19 protein-coding genes are annotated in these 17,769 nt (G+C 53.2%); 4 read left to right on the top strand and 15 right to left on the bottom strand.

The window, feature by feature from the left end; all coding sequences use genetic code 11:
- Positions 1 to 6: 6 nt before the first annotated feature.
- Positions 7 to 825 (bottom strand): hypothetical protein, encoded by an 819-nt coding sequence (locus K0J45_RS08185; protein ID WP_220044923.1) that lies wholly within the window; start codon positions 823 to 825, stop codon positions 7 to 9.
- A 164-nt stretch (positions 826 to 989) separates the two neighbouring features.
- Between K0J45_RS08185 and sbcB the strand changes: the two genes are divergently transcribed.
- On the top strand, positions 990 to 2,402 hold the full coding sequence (gene sbcB / locus K0J45_RS08180; RefSeq protein WP_220044922.1) for an exodeoxyribonuclease I: 1,413 nt from the start codon (positions 990 to 992) through the stop codon (positions 2,400 to 2,402).
- A gap of 116 nt (positions 2,403 to 2,518) precedes the next feature.
- Positions 2,519 to 3,409 carry a cytidine deaminase gene (gene cdd, locus K0J45_RS08175; protein ID WP_220044921.1) on the top strand — a complete coding sequence of 297 codons (891 nt, stop codon included), beginning with the start codon at positions 2,519 to 2,521 and terminating at the stop codon, positions 3,407 to 3,409.
- Positions 3,410 to 3,502: 93 nt separating this feature from the next.
- Here cdd and K0J45_RS08170 read toward each other — a convergent pair whose 3' ends face one another.
- The 12 genes from K0J45_RS08170 to yceD all read right to left on the bottom strand — a co-directional run bounded on the left by K0J45_RS08170 (position 3,503) and on the right by yceD (position 13,351).
- A complete protein-coding gene (locus K0J45_RS08170) occupies positions 3,503 to 4,378 on the bottom strand; it encodes an NAD(P)-dependent oxidoreductase (protein WP_220044920.1) in 876 nt (291 codons plus the stop codon).
- A gap of 23 nt (positions 4,379 to 4,401) precedes the next feature.
- A complete protein-coding gene (locus K0J45_RS08165; protein ID WP_220044919.1) occupies positions 4,402 to 5,985 on the bottom strand; it encodes an FGGY-family carbohydrate kinase in 1,584 nt (527 codons plus the stop codon).
- Positions 5,986 to 6,008: 23 nt separating this feature from the next.
- On the bottom strand, positions 6,009 to 6,488 hold the full coding sequence (locus K0J45_RS08160) for an acyl-CoA thioesterase (protein ID WP_144198743.1): 480 nt from the start codon (positions 6,486 to 6,488) through the stop codon (positions 6,009 to 6,011).
- Positions 6,489 to 6,574: 86 nt separating this feature from the next.
- Positions 6,575 to 6,934, bottom strand: a complete 360-nt coding sequence (locus tag K0J45_RS08155) for a hypothetical protein (RefSeq protein WP_220044918.1) — start codon at positions 6,932 to 6,934, stop codon at positions 6,575 to 6,577.
- Positions 6,935 to 7,092: 158 nt separating this feature from the next.
- Complete coding sequence (fabF, locus tag K0J45_RS08150) at positions 7,093 to 8,334, bottom strand: beta-ketoacyl-ACP synthase II (protein ID WP_220044917.1); 1,242 nt, start codon at positions 8,332 to 8,334, stop codon at positions 7,093 to 7,095.
- Positions 8,335 to 8,502: 168 nt separating this feature from the next.
- Positions 8,503 to 8,736 carry an acyl carrier protein gene (acpP, locus tag K0J45_RS08145; RefSeq protein ID WP_011865403.1) on the bottom strand — a complete coding sequence of 78 codons (234 nt, stop codon included), beginning with the start codon at positions 8,734 to 8,736 and terminating at the stop codon, positions 8,503 to 8,505.
- A 160-nt stretch (positions 8,737 to 8,896) separates the two neighbouring features.
- Positions 8,897 to 9,643: a 3-oxoacyl-ACP reductase FabG gene (gene fabG, locus K0J45_RS08140; protein WP_144198741.1), complete on the bottom strand. Its 747-nt coding sequence runs from the start codon at positions 9,641 to 9,643 to the stop codon at positions 8,897 to 8,899.
- Positions 9,644 to 9,653: 10 nt separating this feature from the next.
- Positions 9,654 to 10,580, bottom strand: a complete 927-nt coding sequence (gene fabD / locus K0J45_RS08135) for an ACP S-malonyltransferase (RefSeq protein ID WP_220044916.1) — start codon at positions 10,578 to 10,580, stop codon at positions 9,654 to 9,656.
- 46 nt (positions 10,581 to 10,626) lie between these two features.
- A complete protein-coding gene (locus tag K0J45_RS08130) occupies positions 10,627 to 11,586 on the bottom strand; it encodes a beta-ketoacyl-ACP synthase III (RefSeq protein WP_011865400.1) in 960 nt (319 codons plus the stop codon).
- 9 nt (positions 11,587 to 11,595) lie between these two features.
- Positions 11,596 to 12,624, bottom strand: a complete 1,029-nt coding sequence (gene plsX / locus K0J45_RS08125; RefSeq protein ID WP_011865399.1) for a phosphate acyltransferase PlsX — start codon at positions 12,622 to 12,624, stop codon at positions 11,596 to 11,598.
- 14 nt (positions 12,625 to 12,638) lie between these two features.
- A complete protein-coding gene (gene rpmF / locus K0J45_RS08120) occupies positions 12,639 to 12,809 on the bottom strand; it encodes a 50S ribosomal protein L32 (RefSeq protein WP_011865398.1) in 171 nt (56 codons plus the stop codon).
- A 17-nt stretch (positions 12,810 to 12,826) separates the two neighbouring features.
- Positions 12,827 to 13,351 (bottom strand): 23S rRNA accumulation protein YceD, encoded by a 525-nt coding sequence (gene yceD, locus K0J45_RS08115; protein ID WP_011865397.1) that lies wholly within the window; start codon positions 13,349 to 13,351, stop codon positions 12,827 to 12,829.
- Between the two features lie 422 nt (positions 13,352 to 13,773).
- Here yceD and K0J45_RS08110 point away from each other — a divergent pair, with 422 nt between their 5' ends.
- Both K0J45_RS08110 and K0J45_RS08105 read left to right on the top strand, forming a co-directional pair.
- The gene (locus K0J45_RS08110; protein ID WP_220044915.1) at positions 13,774 to 14,370 is read left to right on the top strand and encodes a Maf family protein; all 597 of its coding nucleotides are present in this window, start codon (positions 13,774 to 13,776) and stop codon (positions 14,368 to 14,370) included.
- Positions 14,371 to 14,701: 331 nt separating this feature from the next.
- Positions 14,702 to 16,075 (top strand): sensor domain-containing diguanylate cyclase, encoded by a 1,374-nt coding sequence (locus K0J45_RS08105; RefSeq protein WP_220044914.1) that lies wholly within the window; start codon positions 14,702 to 14,704, stop codon positions 16,073 to 16,075.
- On the opposite strand, the gene K0J45_RS08100 is transcribed toward K0J45_RS08105, so the two are convergent.
- Positions 16,056 to 16,715, bottom strand: a complete 660-nt coding sequence (locus K0J45_RS08100; RefSeq protein WP_220044913.1) for an HAD-IA family hydrolase — start codon at positions 16,713 to 16,715, stop codon at positions 16,056 to 16,058. The two genes, K0J45_RS08105 and K0J45_RS08100, sit on opposite strands and share 20 nt — an antisense overlap.
- The gene (gene rluC, locus K0J45_RS08095) at positions 16,712 to 17,671 is read right to left on the bottom strand and encodes a 23S rRNA pseudouridine(955/2504/2580) synthase RluC (protein WP_220044912.1); all 960 of its coding nucleotides are present in this window, start codon (positions 17,669 to 17,671) and stop codon (positions 16,712 to 16,714) included. The genes K0J45_RS08100 and rluC overlap by 4 nt, the downstream gene beginning before the upstream one ends.
- Between the last annotated feature and the right edge of the window lie 98 nt (positions 17,672 to 17,769).

Below are 17,769 nucleotides of genomic sequence, written 5' to 3'. Positions count from 1 at the left end.
AACCGACTAGTCGTCTAAAAACATCTGCTCAACCATGAGGTTAAGTTCGGGTGGTGCCAGCAGCTGATAGGACTCCAGCTTGCGCTGCAGCGCCTCGAGATCCTCATGCTGATTGGCGGCATGTTGCCAGTTAGGACGCTGCACCTTCTGGTAATAATGATGGGACAACAACTGCTTCTTGCGTAGCAACTGTTCATCCACCTTGGTCACCTCGCTTAAGATCACCCCGTGCTGCTTCACATCGCCGTGGTTGGCAAAATGGGCCAGTTCCTGACGAACCAGCTCTATCTCACCTATCTCCAGCAGCAGCGCCTCGGCGTTCTGGCTGAGATCTTCCGCCCGGGCAAGTACCGCCTTGGCTCTTCGCAGCTCCAGGGGACCGCCGAAGAGTCTCAGGTCGCGCTCCAGGGTCACCAGCAACCATTTCTGATCAAACTGCGGCCTAAAGCACACGCTATCGCCCTGGGTCTCAACCGCTATCACCAGACCTTTACGTAGCCTTTCGGCGCACATCACGGGCGAGATCCCAAGTGCACTAAACAGGCGCCAGCCCTGGCCGTGGGAGCGGTGTAAGCTCTCCTCTTGAGGCATTGCTGCATCAAGCGCAGGCGCCTCCCCGGACACTAGCTCGCAGATGAGGTAAGGATGGGATCTTAAGATCAAGCCCTTGTCGCTACACGCCTGAGTCACCACACATTCGAGCAGGTGTCCCCCCATGGTCTGCAGCAGGCTAAAATCGCTCACCGACTCACGCAAACGCAGATGCAACTGACGCCTCTGGGTCAGTTCGATAAATTGTGGCTGAGTCAGTAAGGGTTCAAACATCGGGTTATTCCTCGTTAGCCGACCATTGTAACTGGCCAACTGAGCCGCTGCCAACTTCAAAATGACGCGATTTCAATCAAATAGGGAAAATAAACCGTTAAATTAGTGCAGGCGCAAACTAGGGTGCTATGATAAGTGCCACTATTCACACGCTACCTTACGCTATGCCTGCAAATAACCATCCCAGCATCTTCTGGCACGACTACGAGACCTTCGGCGCAAACCCGGCCAAAGACAGGCCGTCTCAGTTTGCCGGTATTCGAACCGATATGGATCTCAACATCATCTCTGAGCCGATAACCTTCTACTGTAAGCTGGCCAGCGACTACCTGCCCTCGCCTGAGGCGATCCTTATCACCGGGATCACGCCCCAGCTCGCCAATCTCAAGGGGATGCCGGAAGCGGAGTTTATGGCCAGGATCAATAGCGAGTTTTCCCAGCCCAACACCTGTGTGGCCGGCTATAACTCGCTGCGATTCGACGATGAGGTGACCCGCTACGGTTTCTACCGTAACTTTTTTGATCCCTATGCGCGGGAGTGGCAGAACGGCAACAGCCGCTGGGACATCATAGATCTGGTGCGCGCCTGTTATGCGCTAAGGCCCGAAGGCATCAACTGGCCCGAGAAAGAGGATGGCAGCCCGAGTTTTAAGCTTGAGCACCTCACTCAAGCCAACAACTTAAGCCATGACAAGGCTCACGACGCCATGTCAGATGTGTACGCTACCATCGCCATGGCCAAGTTGATCAAAGAGCGTCAACCTAAGCTATTCGACTACTACTTCAATCTGCGTAAGAAGAATGAAGTGAGCAAGCAGATAGACGTGCTGAACATGCAGCCTCTGGTACATGTCAGCTCCAAAATCAGCGCCCTTCACGGCTGTACCACGCTGATTGCACCCGTGGCTCACCATAGCACCAATAAGAATGCGATCATCTGCGTCAATCTGGCCATGGATGTCACGCCGCTGATTGAACTGAGCGCCGATGAGATCCGTGAGCGCATGTATACACCAAGGGCCGATCTCGCCAGCGACGAGCTGCCAATCGGTCTGAAGCAGCTACACATCAACAAGTGTCCCTTTATCGCAACCGCCAAGACACTCACAGACGGCAACGCCCAGCGTTTAGAGATAGACAAGGAATTTGCCCGCGCCCAATACAAGCGCCTGCGTCAACATCCTGAGATCAGAGAGAAACTGGTGGCCGTCTTCGATACCGAGCATGGCAATGAGATAAGCGATCCGGATCTGCAGCTCTACAGCGGTGGCTTCTTCAGTCACGCCGACAAGAGCAAGATGGAGATCATACGTCATACGGCGCCGCAACACTTAGCCGCGCTGGAGCTCGACTTTGACGACGAGCGTCTGCCGGAGATGCTGTTTCGCTACCGCGCCCGTAACTATCCGGAAACCCTGGATGATACCGAGCAGCAACGTTGGCGCAGCTTCTGTCAGTCACGCCTGAATGATCCTGACTATATGATCAAGCTGGAAACCTTGGTCAACGACACAGAGGCTGACGAAGAAAAACAGAAGTTATTGACGGCTTTGTGTCATTATCTTAGCAACCTGTAGCCGAAATTGCGGTGATTTGGGGAAATGGCGATCAAAATGGGCGTCAGATCCCGTTTTCATGGTAACTTAGTTACTAAAATGATTTTCCAATAGCTTAACAATTAAGGATCAAGCTCATGCAAGATAGATTTGTTCACTGCATAGCTCAACTGCCTCAACCTTTGGCAGATCAATTAGTCCCTTTATTGAACCAGGACTTTGTGGGGCATATGGACGCCCAGCAGGTAGCTGACTTAGCCGCGGCCACTCAGATGAGCCAGGATGAGTTGCTGTTAGCCCTGCTGCCCATCGCCGCCGCACTTGCCAAGCCGCCCATTAGCGAGTTTTATGTGGGCGCCATCGCCAAGGGTGCCAGCGGCGACATCTACATGGGGGCCAACCTGGAACTGGACGGCGAAGCCCTGTTCCATAGCGTCCATGCCGAGCAGAGCGCCATCAGCCACGCCTGGTTAAGCGGTGAGACTGGCATCGAAGATATCATAGTCAACGCCTCTCCCTGTGGTCACTGTCGCCAATTTATGAACGAGTTGGTCGAGGGCCAAGCCATCCGCATCCACCTGCCGGAGCAGGCGACTCAGCCCTTGTCTCACTATCTGCCCTATGCCTTCGGTCCGGCCGATCTGAATATCAAGACACCACTGCTCTCCAAACAGCAACACGAGTTTGCCCTGGAAAGCGCCGATCCCATGATCATCGAGGCGCTGGATCATCTGAGCCTGAGCTACGCGCCCTATAGTGAAAGCTATGCCGCCGTGGTGTTAGAGACCCGAGATGGCGCGACCTTCTGCGGCCGCTATGCGGAAAACGCCGCCTTCAACCCTTCCATGCTGCCGATGCAGATGGCATTGTCGGCCATGGCCAGACATAACCGTGATTTCAGCGAGATCAATCGCGCCGTGTTGATCGAATCCAGCCAGGGCAAGATCTCCCTGGTAGGCGCCACCATGGATGCCCTGCACGCGGTTGCCGCCGTAGAACTTGAACACATCATGGTCGATCCGGTTTAAGGTCTGATTCCACACCTTAAGGATCAAAAAAGGACTGCTTGGCAGTCCTTTTTATTATCTAACAAGCAGGTTATAGATACCTGGATGCTGGCATTAGCCGCGGCTCTTCTCCAGGCGCGCTAACAGGCTTGAGGTATCCCAGCGCTGTCCGCCCTGAGCCTGAACCTCACTGTAGAATTGGTCCACCAGTGCGGTTAACGGCAGGTGTGAGCCGTTACGGCGCGCCTCACCCAGGGCGATGCCTAAGTCTTTGCGCATCCAGTCGACGGCGAAACCAAAGTCATATTGACCCTGCCACATGGTTTGATAGCGATTCTCCATCTGCCAAGATTGTGCGGCGCCTTTGCTGATCACCTCAACCACCTTCTCGCCATCTAGGCCGGCGCTGCGAGCAAAATGCAAGCCTTCGGCCAGCCCCTGTACCACACCGGCGATACAGATCTGGTTCACCATCTTAGTCAGCTGACCGCTACCCACTTCACCCAGTAGCTCGGCGCAGCGAGCGTAGGCCTGCATCACCGGCTTGGCAGCCTCGAAGTTGGCCGCTTCGCCGCCCACCATGACGGTCAGCACGCCGTTCTCGGCGCCGGCCTGTCCGCCAGAAACTGGCGCATCGATAAAGCCAACCCCTTTGGCCTTAGCCGCGGCGCCAAGTTCGCGCGCCACATCTGCCGATGCCGTAGTATGATCCACCAGTATGCTACCCGGCGCCATGGCCGCCAGCGCGCCGGTATCACCCAGCACCACAGAGCGCAGATCGTCATCGTTACCGACACAGACAAACACAAAATCTTGTCCCTTGGCGGCCTCATTTGGGGTGGCACACCAGTTACCGCCATAGGTATCACACCAGGCCTGCGCCTTGGCTTGAGTACGATTGTAGACAGTTACCTCATGACCATGCTTCACCAGATGCCCCGCCATAGGGTATCCCATCACGCCTAATCCTAAAAATGCTACCTTTGCCATCTTCTGTCCTATCTCTTTGTTGTTTAATACTGCCTGTTCACCTTCTTGAAGAAAGGTTTTATTTGGGGGTACAAGGCCTCGAAGGCTGTAAATACGCGGACATATTGTGCCACATGCGCGGCCTCGGGTTCGAATTTTTCGCCAAGGCGGCACATCTGACCTCTGGCACTGGCGAGATCTGGATAGATCCCCGCGCCCACGGCGCAGCACATGGCGGCGCCAAGGCCTGAGGCTTCATGCAACGATAAACGCTCCACGGGACGATTAAAAATATCGGCGCACATCTGCATCACCAGGTCGCTCTGGGCGCCGCCGCCCGTGATGCGAACCACCTTGAAGGGCGAGCCCTTGAGTCTTTCCAGGCGAAGCAGCCCCTGTTTGAGGGTCATCAGGATCCCTTCGATGGCGGCGCGGTAAAGATGCAGCCTGCCATGCTCTGGGGTAAAGCCGACAATGCTGCCTCTCGCCTCAGGGCCTGGATAGATAACACCCTGGGCCCAAAGCGGGCTCAGCAAAAGACCATCTGCGCCCACAGGCACCTTGGCAATAGCCTGGGTGATATACTGCTCAGGACTGATGCCAAGCCTGCTGGCCTCGGCCACATCCTGGGCGCCAAACTGCTCGATGAGCCAGCTCAGCAGCCAGAAACCTCTCTCTAGCTGGATCTCGGTAATATAGTCATTTGCTTCGATCGAGGGAAAAGCAGGAAGATAACGATAGGCCTCGCGGTAGCGCTCACCGCCCCAGGCGAGTATGGCCGCGCTGCCAAGGCTGATACAGGCAATCTCCTCTTCACCACAGCCTGCGGCGTAGACTTCGCAGGCCTTGTCGGCACCGGCGCCATAGACGGCAAGGCCCGGCGTTAAACCAGAATCCTTGGCGAAATGCTCACTCACCAGCCCCATGCTCTTTGTCGGGGCGGTCAAGGGCACCATCTGCAATGGACGGCAAGCAAGCGCCTGCCAACGCCAGCTGCGCGGATGCGCCCAGGCTTTGCGGCGATAATCGAAGGGCAGATAGGCGACCTGTGAGGCCTGACTATCAACTAGCCTGCCGGTGATCTGTCCGATGAGGTAGCCGCTAAGCAGCCCCACCTTATCGGCAGCAGCTAGCCTGTCTTTTTGATGCTCTAGAAGATAGTTCACCTTCGCCGCGCGCCGCAGATAGGCGATACGCCGACTGAGACCGATACAGAAAAACCCCAGACGATAGTACCAGGCCATGGGCGGCAGATTATCGCTCGCCAGGCGTCTGTCGGACCACATGTAGACAGGCGATATCGCCTGCCCCGCGTCATCGAGCAGCACAGTGCAGGCCCTTTGGGTGGTCAGCGCCATCCCCTTGATCTGACTTGGCAACACCTGAGTGTGCTCAAACAGGCCGCGGATCACATCCACCAGTTGGCGATAACAATAGTCGGCCGATTGCTCACTCTCACCAGGTGCGCCGTCACGATAAGGCTGCACGGCATGCTGCCGTTTAGCCACTAGCTGCCCCTGGCGGTCGAACACTAAGGCCCTAACGCTCTGGGTGCCATAGTCCAGGGCGAGAAAATAGGGATTCTCGCCCGTGCTAGCAGAAGAAGCGGGAGTTGAAGTTAAGGTCATAGACAATAATAAAAGACCAAAGCCTAAGGCTTGAGGTGGGCCTCCATCTCGGCGCCGATCTTCTTACGCATCTCCATCAGGCGGATGGCAGAGTCGCGCATCACCTTATCCGACTCGGTGACCGGAACCCACTCGGGTACTGGAGAGGGTTGACCAGAATCGTCCACCGCCACCATGATCACGATACAATGGGTGGTAAGATGTCGCTCTGGATGTTTGGGGTCGCCCGCCTTCACGTCTATCCCCAGGTGCATCGAGGTGCGACCTGTATAGATCACCTTGGCTCCCACCTCGACGATATTGCCCACATGAATGGGTTTGACGAAACGTATCCCCCCGGCGTAGGCGGTGATGCAGTACTTACCGCTCCACCCCGCCGCGCAGGCATAGGCGGCTAAATCGATCCATTTCATGACCGCGCCACCGTGGACCTTGCCACCGAAGTTTACATCGGCCGGCTCGGCCAAAAATCGCAGGGTGATCTCTCTATCTTGTCCCGCCATCACAGCCACCTTATCTCATTGATTAAAACTAAAGTGTACTGCAAATACCTTGGCGATAGTAACTAAGAATCATGCGATTAGCGCAATTATCCCCAATTGATCACCGCAAGACAGGCCGCAAGGATCAGCGGTAGGCTCAGGCGAAACAGCCAAAGCAGGGCTTGCTCGCCAAAAATGCTTGAAACCTTGACGAAACGATACAGGCCGATCCCCAGCAGGAACAGCACAAGTACCTCGACGCCGGCGGCTAGGTTGGTCTCTCCGCCGCTATAGATGGCGGTGACCAGCAGCGCAAACCACACAGTAGCAAAGGCCGCAGAGGCAAGGATGAAAGTCTTGAGGCCTACAGGCAGACTAAAGGAATGCTCACCACGAATGAGTTCATTGAGGTTAGCGGTGAGTAGACCAACCAAGGGCATTAACGGAACAACGACAGGATTTAACACTTTGACACCATCAGAGTGAAGTTAACAGAGCCAGATTATCCGCCCAGATATAGTCGCTGCCAAGAGAGATGAATTAAGCTTCATCCCGGCGCCATTTCGCCTTAATTCAAACATAAAAAAAGCACCATTAAGGTGCTTTTTTACTTAAAAACGGAGGCTTACTCGCCACGTTTAAACAGCAGTGAGCCATTAGTGCCGCCAAAGCCGAACGAATTGCACAGGGCGTAATCGAACGCGTGACTACGTGCCGTGTGGGGCACGAAATCGAGATCGCAACCTTCGTCTGGGTTATCCAGGTTGATGGTCGGCGGGATCATCTGATCGCGCAGAGCAAGCAAGGTGATGATCGCCTCAACTGCACCGGCCGCGCCGAGCAGGTGGCCTGTCATCGACTTGGTCGAGCTGACCAGCAGGTTGTAGGCATGGTCGCCAAACACACTCTTCACCGCAGAGGCCTCGGCCTTGTCGCCTGCAGGTGTTGAGGTACCGTGGGCATTAATGTAACCCACGAGCTGCTTGTCGATAGCTGCATCTTTGATGGCGTTTTCCATCGCCAGGGCAGCGCCAGCTCCATCGGCCGGTGGCGAGGTCATATGGAAGGCGTCGCCGCTCATACCAAAGCCAACTAGCTCACCATAGATGGTCGCACCGCGCGCCTTAGCGTGCTCATACTCTTCCATCACCATGATGCCGGCGCCATCACCGATGACAAAACCATCTCTGTCTTTGTCCCAAGGGCGACTTGCGGCGACAGGATCTTCGTTACGGGTCGACAGCGCCTTGGCCGAACCGAAGCCGCCGACGGCCAGCGGACAGGTCACATCTTCTGCGCCACCGGCAATCATCACATCGGCATCGCCGTAAGCTATGGTGCGTGCGGCAAAGCCGATGTTATGTACGCCGGTAGTACAGGCGGTTGTGACCGCAAAGTTAGGGCCTGTCATGCCGTACTTGATCGACAGGTGACCCGCAATCATGTTGATGATGGTGCTTGGCACGAAAAATGGCGAGATCTTGCGAGGACCGCCCTTCAACAAGGCTGAGTGAGCCGCCTCGATCAGCGGCATACCGCCCATACCGGCGCCGATAGCTGTACCGACACGGGTGGGATCTTCCACTTCCATATTCAAACCGGCATCTTCGATCGCCTGAATACCTGCGGCCATGCCGTATTGGATGAAGAGATCCATCTTGCGGGCTTCTTTCTTCGGCAGGTACTGCTCTACGTCAAAATCTTTGACCGAGCCGCTGAAACGAGTAGAGAACTCGCTGGCATCAAATTTGGTTATTGGTGCGATACCGCTCTGTCCTGCAAGCAGGGCTTTCCAGGACGCCTCTACGGTATTGCCCACAGGGGTAACAAGACCAATACCTGTGACGACTACACGACGTTTAGACACGTTTTCACCTTTCACTAGAATGAGATGGGAGGCCTCAAAGGAGACCGGAAAAACAAGGCTTATTAGGTTATAGCACAGGAAACTCAGGCGGGCATCTGCCCTCTCCTGCTGCTAGCCCTCAAACAAAAACAGGCGGCATAATTGCCGCCTGTTTTAGAGAATTCAGTATTACTGATTCTTAGAAACGTAATCGATCGCTGCTTGAACAGTAGTGATCTTTTCAGCTTCTTCATCAGGGATCTCAGTGTCAAACTCTTCTTCTAGAGCCATTACCAACTCAACGGTGTCCAGAGAATCTGCACCTAGGTCGTCAACGAAAGATGCTGCTGGTTTTACGTCTTCTTCTTTAACGCCCAGTTGCTCGATAATGATTTTCTTTACACGTTCTTCGATGTTGCTCATTAGTTTTCTTTCCTATTCAAATTACGCACTTGCGTAAGATTGCGAGTAGTTTATTCAATTTGGCACACAATGCAAGCTTAACTTTTGTGGTCTAACCACAAAACCTACGTAAGTCTACGCCAAAAATCAATCAAAATCAGTCAGTTGTTATAACCGACGTTTAAACCATGTACATGCCGCCGTTTACATGCAGAGTTTCCCCTGTAATGTAAGCCGCTGAATCCGATGCTAAAAACAGTACAGCATTTGCAATCTCTTGCGGCTGTCCCAGTCTTTCCATAGGAACTTGTGACATAATACCTTTTTGCTGCTCTTCCGTCAGCTCATCCGTCATATCGGTCTGGATAAACCCAGGAGCAATAGCATTCACTGTTATTTGACGAGATGCAACCTCTCTTGCAAGAGATTTTGTAAATCCAATCAAACCAGCCTTAGCTGCGCAATAGTTTGTCTGACCTGCATTGCCCATTGTGCCTACAACAGAGCCAATGTTAATAATACGGCCACTGCGCTTCTTCATCATTGCACGTAACACCTGCTTAGAGGTGCGATAGAGAGAGGTCAGGTTGGTATCTATGATATCCGTCCACTCATCTTCCTTCATACGCATCAAGAGATTGTCGCGCGTGATACCCGCATTGTTTACCAGAATATCAACTTCACCGACTTTTTCTTTGATCGAGGCAAATAAATGGTCAATTGACTCACCGTCGGTGACATTTAATACTAATCCATGACCTTTATCACCCAGATATTCCTGGATAGCGGCTGCGCCGCGCTCGCTGGTCGCAGTGCCGATAACCAGCGCACCGGCCTCAACCAATGTTTCTGCAACCGCACGGCCAATACCGCGGCTAGCACCAGTTACCAAGGCAACCTTGCCGGTTAAATCTAGATTGAAACTCATCTATTGCTCCTTATTCACTCAGCGCGGCAACAGAGGCGGGATCGTTCGCCACTTTCGCGCTCAGCGATTTATTAATTCTTTTCGCTAACCCGGTAAGTACCTTACCAGGGCCCACTTCAACCAGCTGGCTGACGCCCTCAGCGGCCATCTTCTCAACGGTCTCAGACCATCTGACCGGGCAGTAAAGCTGACGCACTAGGGCATCTTTAATGGCTTCAACTGACTCAGGCGTGGCGACATCGACGTTGTTGACAACAGGAATGCTAGGCGCACTGAAGCTTAGCGCGTCCAGGGCCTTGGCTAGTTCATCCGCCGCAGGCTTCATCAATTGACAGTGAGACGGCACGCTCACAGGCAAGGCAACGGCCATCTTGGCACCGACCGCTTTACAGGCATCTGCCGCACGCTCAACCGCCGCTTTCTCACCAGCGATGACCACTTGACCAGGGCTGTTAAAGTTAACCGGTGCAACCACCTCACCCTGGGCCGCCTCTTCACAGGCCTTAGCGATGCCGTCGTTATCCAGACCGATAATCGCAAACATGGCGCCAGTGCCAGCAGGCACAGCCTGTTGCATCAGCTGACCACGTAGCTCAACCAATTTAACAGCGTCTTTAAAATCGATAACACCGGCGCACACCAGCGCCGAGTACTCACCTAGGCTGTGGCCGGCAAGCAGGGCTGGCTTAGACGCAGAAGTGGCTTGGATCGCTCGCCAGATGGCGACGCTTGCGGTAAGCAATGCAGGCTGGGTCTTATCGGTCTGATTCAGAGACTCGGCAGGTCCCTCTTGTACCAGTTGCCACAGATCATAGCCTAACACTTCGCTCGCTTCGGCGAAGGTTTGACCGACGACTTCATGTTCCGCCGCCAGGTCGGCCAACATGCCTACGGCCTGAGAACCTTGCCCAGGGAAGACATAAGCAATCTTTTCCATTTTTATATACCTTTACTAAATCAATGTATTCTAGTACTAAAATCGACTAAAAACGAACGAGCGCGCTGCCCCAGGCAAATCCGGCACCGAAGGCTTCGAGAAGCAGAAGCTGACCACGTTGAATACGTCCGTCGCGCACCGCCTCATCCAGGGCGATAGGCACAGAGGCGGCCGAAGTATTACCATGTTTGGCCAGGGTCAATACCACCTTGTCCAGGCTCATGTCGAGCTTCTTGGCGGTCGCCTTGATGATGCGGAAATTCGCCTGATGAGGCACCAACCAGTCGATCTCAGATTTATCAATCTGGTTGATGCGTAGCGTCTCTGTGACCACATGGGAAAGCTGAGTCACGGCGACCTTGAAGACATCGTTGCCCTTCATCGTCATATAGCCGACGGCCTCTGAAGACTCACTGGCTCTTGGCGGGAAGGAACATTTGAGCAGATCGCCTTGACGGCCATCGGCGTAGATATGGGTTGAGATGATACCCGGCTCTTCTGACGCGCCCACAACGGCGGCCCCGGCGCCATCACCGAACAAAATGATGGTGGTGCGATCTTCAGGCTCACACAGACGTGACAGGACATCGGCGCCAATCACCAAGACTTTCTTGGCGGCGCCCGTCTTCACAAACTGATCGGCAACCGATAACGCGTAGACAAAGCCAGAGCAGGCGGCGGCGACATCGAAGGCCGGAATGGTATGCACGCCCAGCATCGCCTGAATTTCACAGGCCGCGGCAGGAAAGGCGTTATTGGCGCTCGTGGTGCCACATACGATCATATCCAGCTCGCTAGGGTCTACCCCAGCCATTTCCAGGGCGCGCACGGCAGCGGCGTAGCCCATGGTTGATACTGATTCGTCTTCGGCGGCTATTCTGCGCTCTGAAATACCGGTACGTTCAACAATCCACTGGTCACTGGTATCCACCATCTTTTCCAGATCTTGATTGCTACGGACTTGCGCTGGCAAATAACTACCAGTTCCGAGAATTTTTGTATGCATAAGGAGATATCAGTTATTTATGTCTAAAAGGATCGACTCAAGACGCTCTTCGATCATCTTGGGGAGTCGACGTTGTGCTTCGGTCACTGCCAAACTAATTGCTTGTAAATAGGCAGATTCATCCGCACTTCCATGACTTTTTACTACAATTCCGCGCAATCCTATCAGACTTGCTCCGTTATAGTGGTCGGGGTTCATCTGATTTAAAACACTATTAATGCGCGGGGCGATTAACTTGGCCAGTAATCGTACAAAAAAGCCTTGAGTTAAGCCTTTCTTCAACTGATGGACGAGGAGCCTTGCGATCCCCTCTGAGGTTTTCAGGGTAATGTTGCCAACGAAACCGTCACAGACGATGACGTCGACATTACCCGAATAGATGTCATCGCCTTCAATAAATCCGGCGTAATTGAGCTGCGGACTCTGTTGCAGTAGTTGCCCCGCCTGCTGTACCTGATCGTTACCCTTGATCTCTTCGATGCCCACGTTGAGCAGGGCCACCTTTGGGGCTGGATTCTTATCCACCGCCTCACACAGAACAGAGCCCATCACCGCAAACTGAAACAGGGTTTCCGAGCAGCAGGATACGTTGGCACCGAGATCGAGCAGATACACGGGTTTATGATTGACTGCCGGTAAGCAGCTAACTAGGGCGGGTCTATCTATGCCGGGAAGCGTCTTGAGTAACACCTTGGAGATGGCCATCAGGGCCCCGGTATTACCCGCGCTTAAACAGGCCTGCGCCTTCTTGTCTCGTACCAGCTCGATCGCCAGACGCATAGAACTTTGCTTGCAGTTGCGCAGCGCATGCACGGGTCTATCGCACATCTTCACCACTTCTGTGGTGTGCACGAGTTCAATACGCGAGAGTAAATCAGATTCAAGGTGGCTTAGTAGAGGTTCGATTTGCGACCTGTCACCCACCATGATGACGTGTAAGAAGGGGTATAAGCGAAGTGCCTGCAGGGTTGCAGGCACTGTGATGCGGGGGCCAAAGTCGCCCCCCATCGCATCTAACGCAAGCGTCAGATTAGTCATCGGCAATCAACAGATTACTTGTTGATAACCTTTTGACCACGGTAGTAACCGTCTGCAGTCACGTTGTGACGACGGTGTAGTTCACCACTCGTTGCATCAACTGACAGTTGAGCAGTGCTCAACGCGTCGTGTGAACGGCGCATACCGCGCTTTGAACGAGATTTTTTATTCTGTTGTACAGCCATTTGACCTGTCTCCTAGATTACTTGCTCTTCAGTTTTTCTAACACTGCAAACGGATTTGGACGCTCCTCTTGAGCGGGTTCAATCTCGCCTACTACTACATCCTGATCGCCTTTGCTGCAGCTTTCTTCTGCATGCATCGGAATCAAAGGCATAGCTACTATCAATTCATCTTCAATCAATTGATGCAGACGAATCTCACCTATCTCATTGCACTCAATAGGGTCATACGCATCCGGGAGCTCATCGATTTCTGCCTCAGACCCGCAAGGGCTAAAACAAAAGTCGACCGTAACCTCAGTGGTAAAAAGCGTCATGCAACGTTGACATATCAGAGTGAGCTCCGTCACAGCCTTCCCTTTCAGGTAGACTATCCCCTGTATATCTACACCACATTCAAGCGACACTGCCACATCGGAACAGTCGCCGGCACATAACTCATTTAATCGCTTTAGCTGCACACCGGGTACAATGCCTTCATAAGAAAGCTTGCTGGCCGCTGCGCGTATAGGATCAATTGAAACCGGTATCTTTACTGTTTGCATAAGGCGCGCATATTATAGTTTGAATTACCTTGAGTCAAAGGAAAATTTATCTCCTTTATCGATCCCGTTAACGAAAGCGATAAAACCCATCAATAATTCAAAAATTGTTGGAGTGAAAATTTTACCCAAGGGCCAATGGATACTCAAGCCCCGCACGCTTAAAATAGAAGCATTCGCGCGGCCTTAGTCGCCTCTTTTTATTACCCTTGCCTAAATATAGTCCGCACCTTGCTTGTCGGTCTAAGCATGCATTCATTTTTGTGCCTATTGGTGAAAACTTTACTCGCCCATTTCGTCTTCTACACGACTCTATTCTGCATTTTTACCCAAGATGGCTTATTATAGCCGCCACTTACATAAAGCTTTGCTCCGCAATAGATAACAGATAGCAGATAACAGATAACAGATAAAAAGGTTAAACCATGACCCCACCTATCATACTCGCCTCCACCTCGGTATTTCGTCAGTCTCTGCTTCAAAAACTCGCTATCGAGTTTGATACCTGCGCCCCAGAGGTCGACGAGACCCCGATTGCAGGCGAATCGGCTCAGCAACTGGTAACACGCCTGGCATTAGCCAAGGCCAAGGCGGGAGCAGTGGGCCGTCAGAGCGGGCTCATCATAGGCTCAGATCAAGTCGCCGTGGTCGATGGCGACATCATAGGTAAGCCGCTGACTCGTGCCAACGCCATTGCACAGCTCGAGCGCGTCTCAGGTAAATCCATCACCTTCTATACCGGCCTTGCGCTGTTTAACGTGGCCGATGAGACGAGCGAGGTGATCTGCGAAACCTTCATCGTACACTTCAGGGCGCTAACGACTGAACAGATCAAATACTATGTCGACACCGAGCAGCCGCTCTACTGCGCGGGCAGCTTCAAATCTGAAGGCCTGGGCATCGCCCTGTTTGAGCGACTCGAGGGACGGGACCCCAATACTCTGGTTGGCTTGCCTCTGATCGCCCTCACCCAGATGTTGCTTAAGCAAGGGGTGGACATCTTGGCGCCGGCGACGAAATAAAGCTCGTCCGCTAATAGCTGATAGTGAATCGTCAGACCTTAATCACTAGCACTATTCACCAGCACTTGTTCACAAGTAGGTATTCACCAGAACGTATGTGCCAACCGGTTTCACCACGGTTGGCAGATTCAAATCCAGGACAAAGGCCTTCGCAACGCCTTACCGCAGCCCACCGTTAGGCATTCGCTCCACACAATCAAGCATGTTTAGTTTTATTCACTAAATCCAGGCTTCACAAACGGATAAAAACTAGCTACTTTGAAGTTTAAGATTTTCATACGCCAATAACTTAGCGACAAGGAAGTCAATTGCATTTGGGTGGTTAGTTATTATGACCGATCTCGAAGAAGCGCTTGCCTTGCTCGCCGCCCCCTGTATCGACGAGCGATTTTTTCAGCGAGCCCTAAAAGCACTCGCGCTGGTGACTCAGTGTCGCTGGGCGGCCTTCGCCCGCCCCTCGATTCATCGCGGGAAAATAGAGGTGGTCGCTTTTTGCGACGTGAAACAAACCATTCCCGGATTTGAATTCGATCTTATGGGTTCCCCCTGTGAAGCCATCTATCAGATGCGCTATCCCAATACCCATCTCTTGTATGCAAATGATCTGCAGCAGCGCTTTCCCGACTTTCAGCTCATCAAAGATCTCGGCGCAGTCAGCTACCAGGCCGAGTTGATCCTGGACGACGAAGGCGGCCCGATTGGGCATATCTTAGTCATGGATACCCTCCCCCAGCGGGAAAACACTAAGTCACGGGAGTTTTTCCGGCTACTCGCCCAGCGAATCGGTATCGAGTACAAGCGCCTGCTGATGTCGAGGGAATTGTCAATGCACAAGGAGATGATCGCATCGACCCACCACATGATGTCCTTCGTCGGCCTCGACTATCGCTATCATGTGGTGTCTAAAGGCTATGAGCACCTGCTGAACTGTGATGCAAGTGAGATCATCGGTAAACATGCCAGCGAGATCCACGGCAAGGCGATATTCGAGACTCACCTCAAGCCACTGCTAGACAGATCCTTCGCCGGGGAATCGATCAACACCCAGACCCGCATCCATCCCCCTTCAGTGTCCGAGCCGCAATACCTCAACGTCCATCACAACCCGCACCAGGATGAAAATGGCCAGATAAGCGGGGTCATAGTCTCGGCTCATAACATTACCGAGCTGCATAAGGCAAAAGAGCAAAGTGAATATCTGGCCTTTCATGACTCGCTGACCCAGCTGCCTAATCGTCTGGCGTTGTTTAATCACTTCGCCGAGCTGCTCTCTAGTCAGCCCCAAAGCCAAGCAGATTTGGCCGTGCTCTATCTGGATCTGGATGATTTCAAGCTGATCAACGACAACTACAACCACCTGGTTGGCGACAAGGTACTGCAGAAGGTTGCCGAGATCTTAAGAAAGGTATGCCCCGAGGCTGAGATGGTGGCGCGGATTGGCGGCGACGAGTTTATCATTTTACATAGCTTCGATGCTCAGGATGAGAGCGACAAAAGCCGCGCCCTCTCCGGTCTCTGCCTAAGCCTTAATCAGATGCTTGACGAAGGCATTAAGCATGAGGGAGATCATCTTAGGCTTGCTGCAAGTATCGGCTGTCACTGGGTCGAGCCGGATCAGAGAGATGTCTCGGCGCTTATCTGTCTGGCGGACAAATCAATGTACCGCAACAAGCGCCGTAAGCGGCTTAATGAGGCTCGCCAGTGATGAGTGGTAGCAGCGCCAGCGGATGCTCGGCGATGGCGACAGGGTTGGCTTCTTGCAGCTTCAACGCCGAATGGGCGCCATAACTCACTCCTATGCCATCGATTCCCGCATTGCTGGCCATGTTGAGATCGTGCACCGAATCGCCAATCATCACCGCCTTCTCGGGAGCAACATCGAGCAGTGAGAGCAGCTCGTGCAACATCTGCGGGTGAGGCTTACTCTTTGCTTCATCGGCGCAGCGACTGGCCACAAAGTGCTGATGAAAACCTGTCTCATTGAGCACCCTGTCTAACCCGGCGCGGGCCTTGCCGGTGGCCACTGCCAGTTGATGCCCGGACGCCTTGAGGGACAGGAGTAGCTGCTCGGCGCCGTCAAACACTGGGCTCGGGGTTTGATTAAGCTGCAGATACTGCTGGCGATACACGCTAACCATATTCTGACGGGTCTGCTCGCAGGCGCTCGGATGCAGCACATTTAGCGCTTCATTCATCGACAGACCTATAATGTCGCGAATTGCTTGCTCGCTCGGCACCATCATGCTCAGCTCCCTGGCGGTCTGCTGCATGCAGGCCACTATCTTGCTGACCGAGTCCATCAGAGTGCCATCCCAGTCGAATATCACTAAATCGTAACGTTTCATGCCTTATCCAATTTATTCAACAAGTCTTGTAGTGCCTTATCCAGTGGCGCCTTCACCTGCATCACCTCTTCGGTCACTGGATGGGTAAATTTAAGCTGGGCGGCATGGAGAAAGAGACGATTAAGGCCCAACTCGCGCATGGCATCATCGAACTTCTGCTCGCTGTATTTCTCGTCACAGGCGATGGGGTGTCCGGCATACTGGCAATGCACACGGATCTGATGAGTACGTCCGGTAACCGGACTGGCCTGCACCAGGGTGGCACCTTGATAACGCTGCATTATCTTAAAACGGGTTTCCGAGGGTTTACCCTCCTGGTTGACCCGCACGATACGCTCGCCCGATTTAAGGGTGAGTTTCAACAGCGGCGCATTGATCACCTTGTCATGATTTTGCCACTCTCCACGAACCAAGGCCATGTAGTCCTTCTGCATCTTCTTGTAACGCAGCTGATCATGCAGGTGTTTAAGCGCGCTGCGCTTCTTGGCGATCAACAAGACGCCCGAAGTTTCCTTATCTAAGCGGTGGACTAATTCAAGAAACTTCTGCTGCGGTCTAAGCGAGCGCATCGCCTCAATCACACCGAAATCCACGCCACTGCCACCATGCACAGCAATGCCTGCGGGCTTGTTAAGCACTATGATGGCCTTGTCTTCAAACAGGATGCGCCCCTCAAGCTGCGACACCTTAGTCAACTTGGCACTTGGGCCTGGCTTGTCCTCGCTGGCGGAGACGCGAACAGGCGGGATTCGCACTACATCACCGTCTTGCAGCTTATATTCGGGCTTGATCCGCTTCTTGTTAACGCGCACCTCGCCCTTACGCACGATACGGTAGATCATGCTCTTGGGGACGCCTTTCAGTTTAGTGACCAGAAAATTATCGATTCGCTGGCCAAGGTTATCCTCGTCGATCGTTACCAGTTCGACTTTATTTAACGCTTGTTGATTGTTCATGCTACGCCTTGTCTCTTTCAAGCTGCACATTGTACATCAGATAACAAGTTTTGTGCCTTTCCATTTGCTGATTTTCAGGATTGTTGCTATATTTGCCA

Source organism: Shewanella alkalitolerans (assembly GCF_019457575.1).
In the GTDB taxonomy this organism is placed as follows: Bacteria; Pseudomonadota; Gammaproteobacteria; order Enterobacterales; family Shewanellaceae; genus Shewanella; species Shewanella loihica.
The sequence above is the reverse complement of the archived record's forward strand: the minus strand, read 5'-3'. Positions and strand labels throughout refer to the sequence as shown.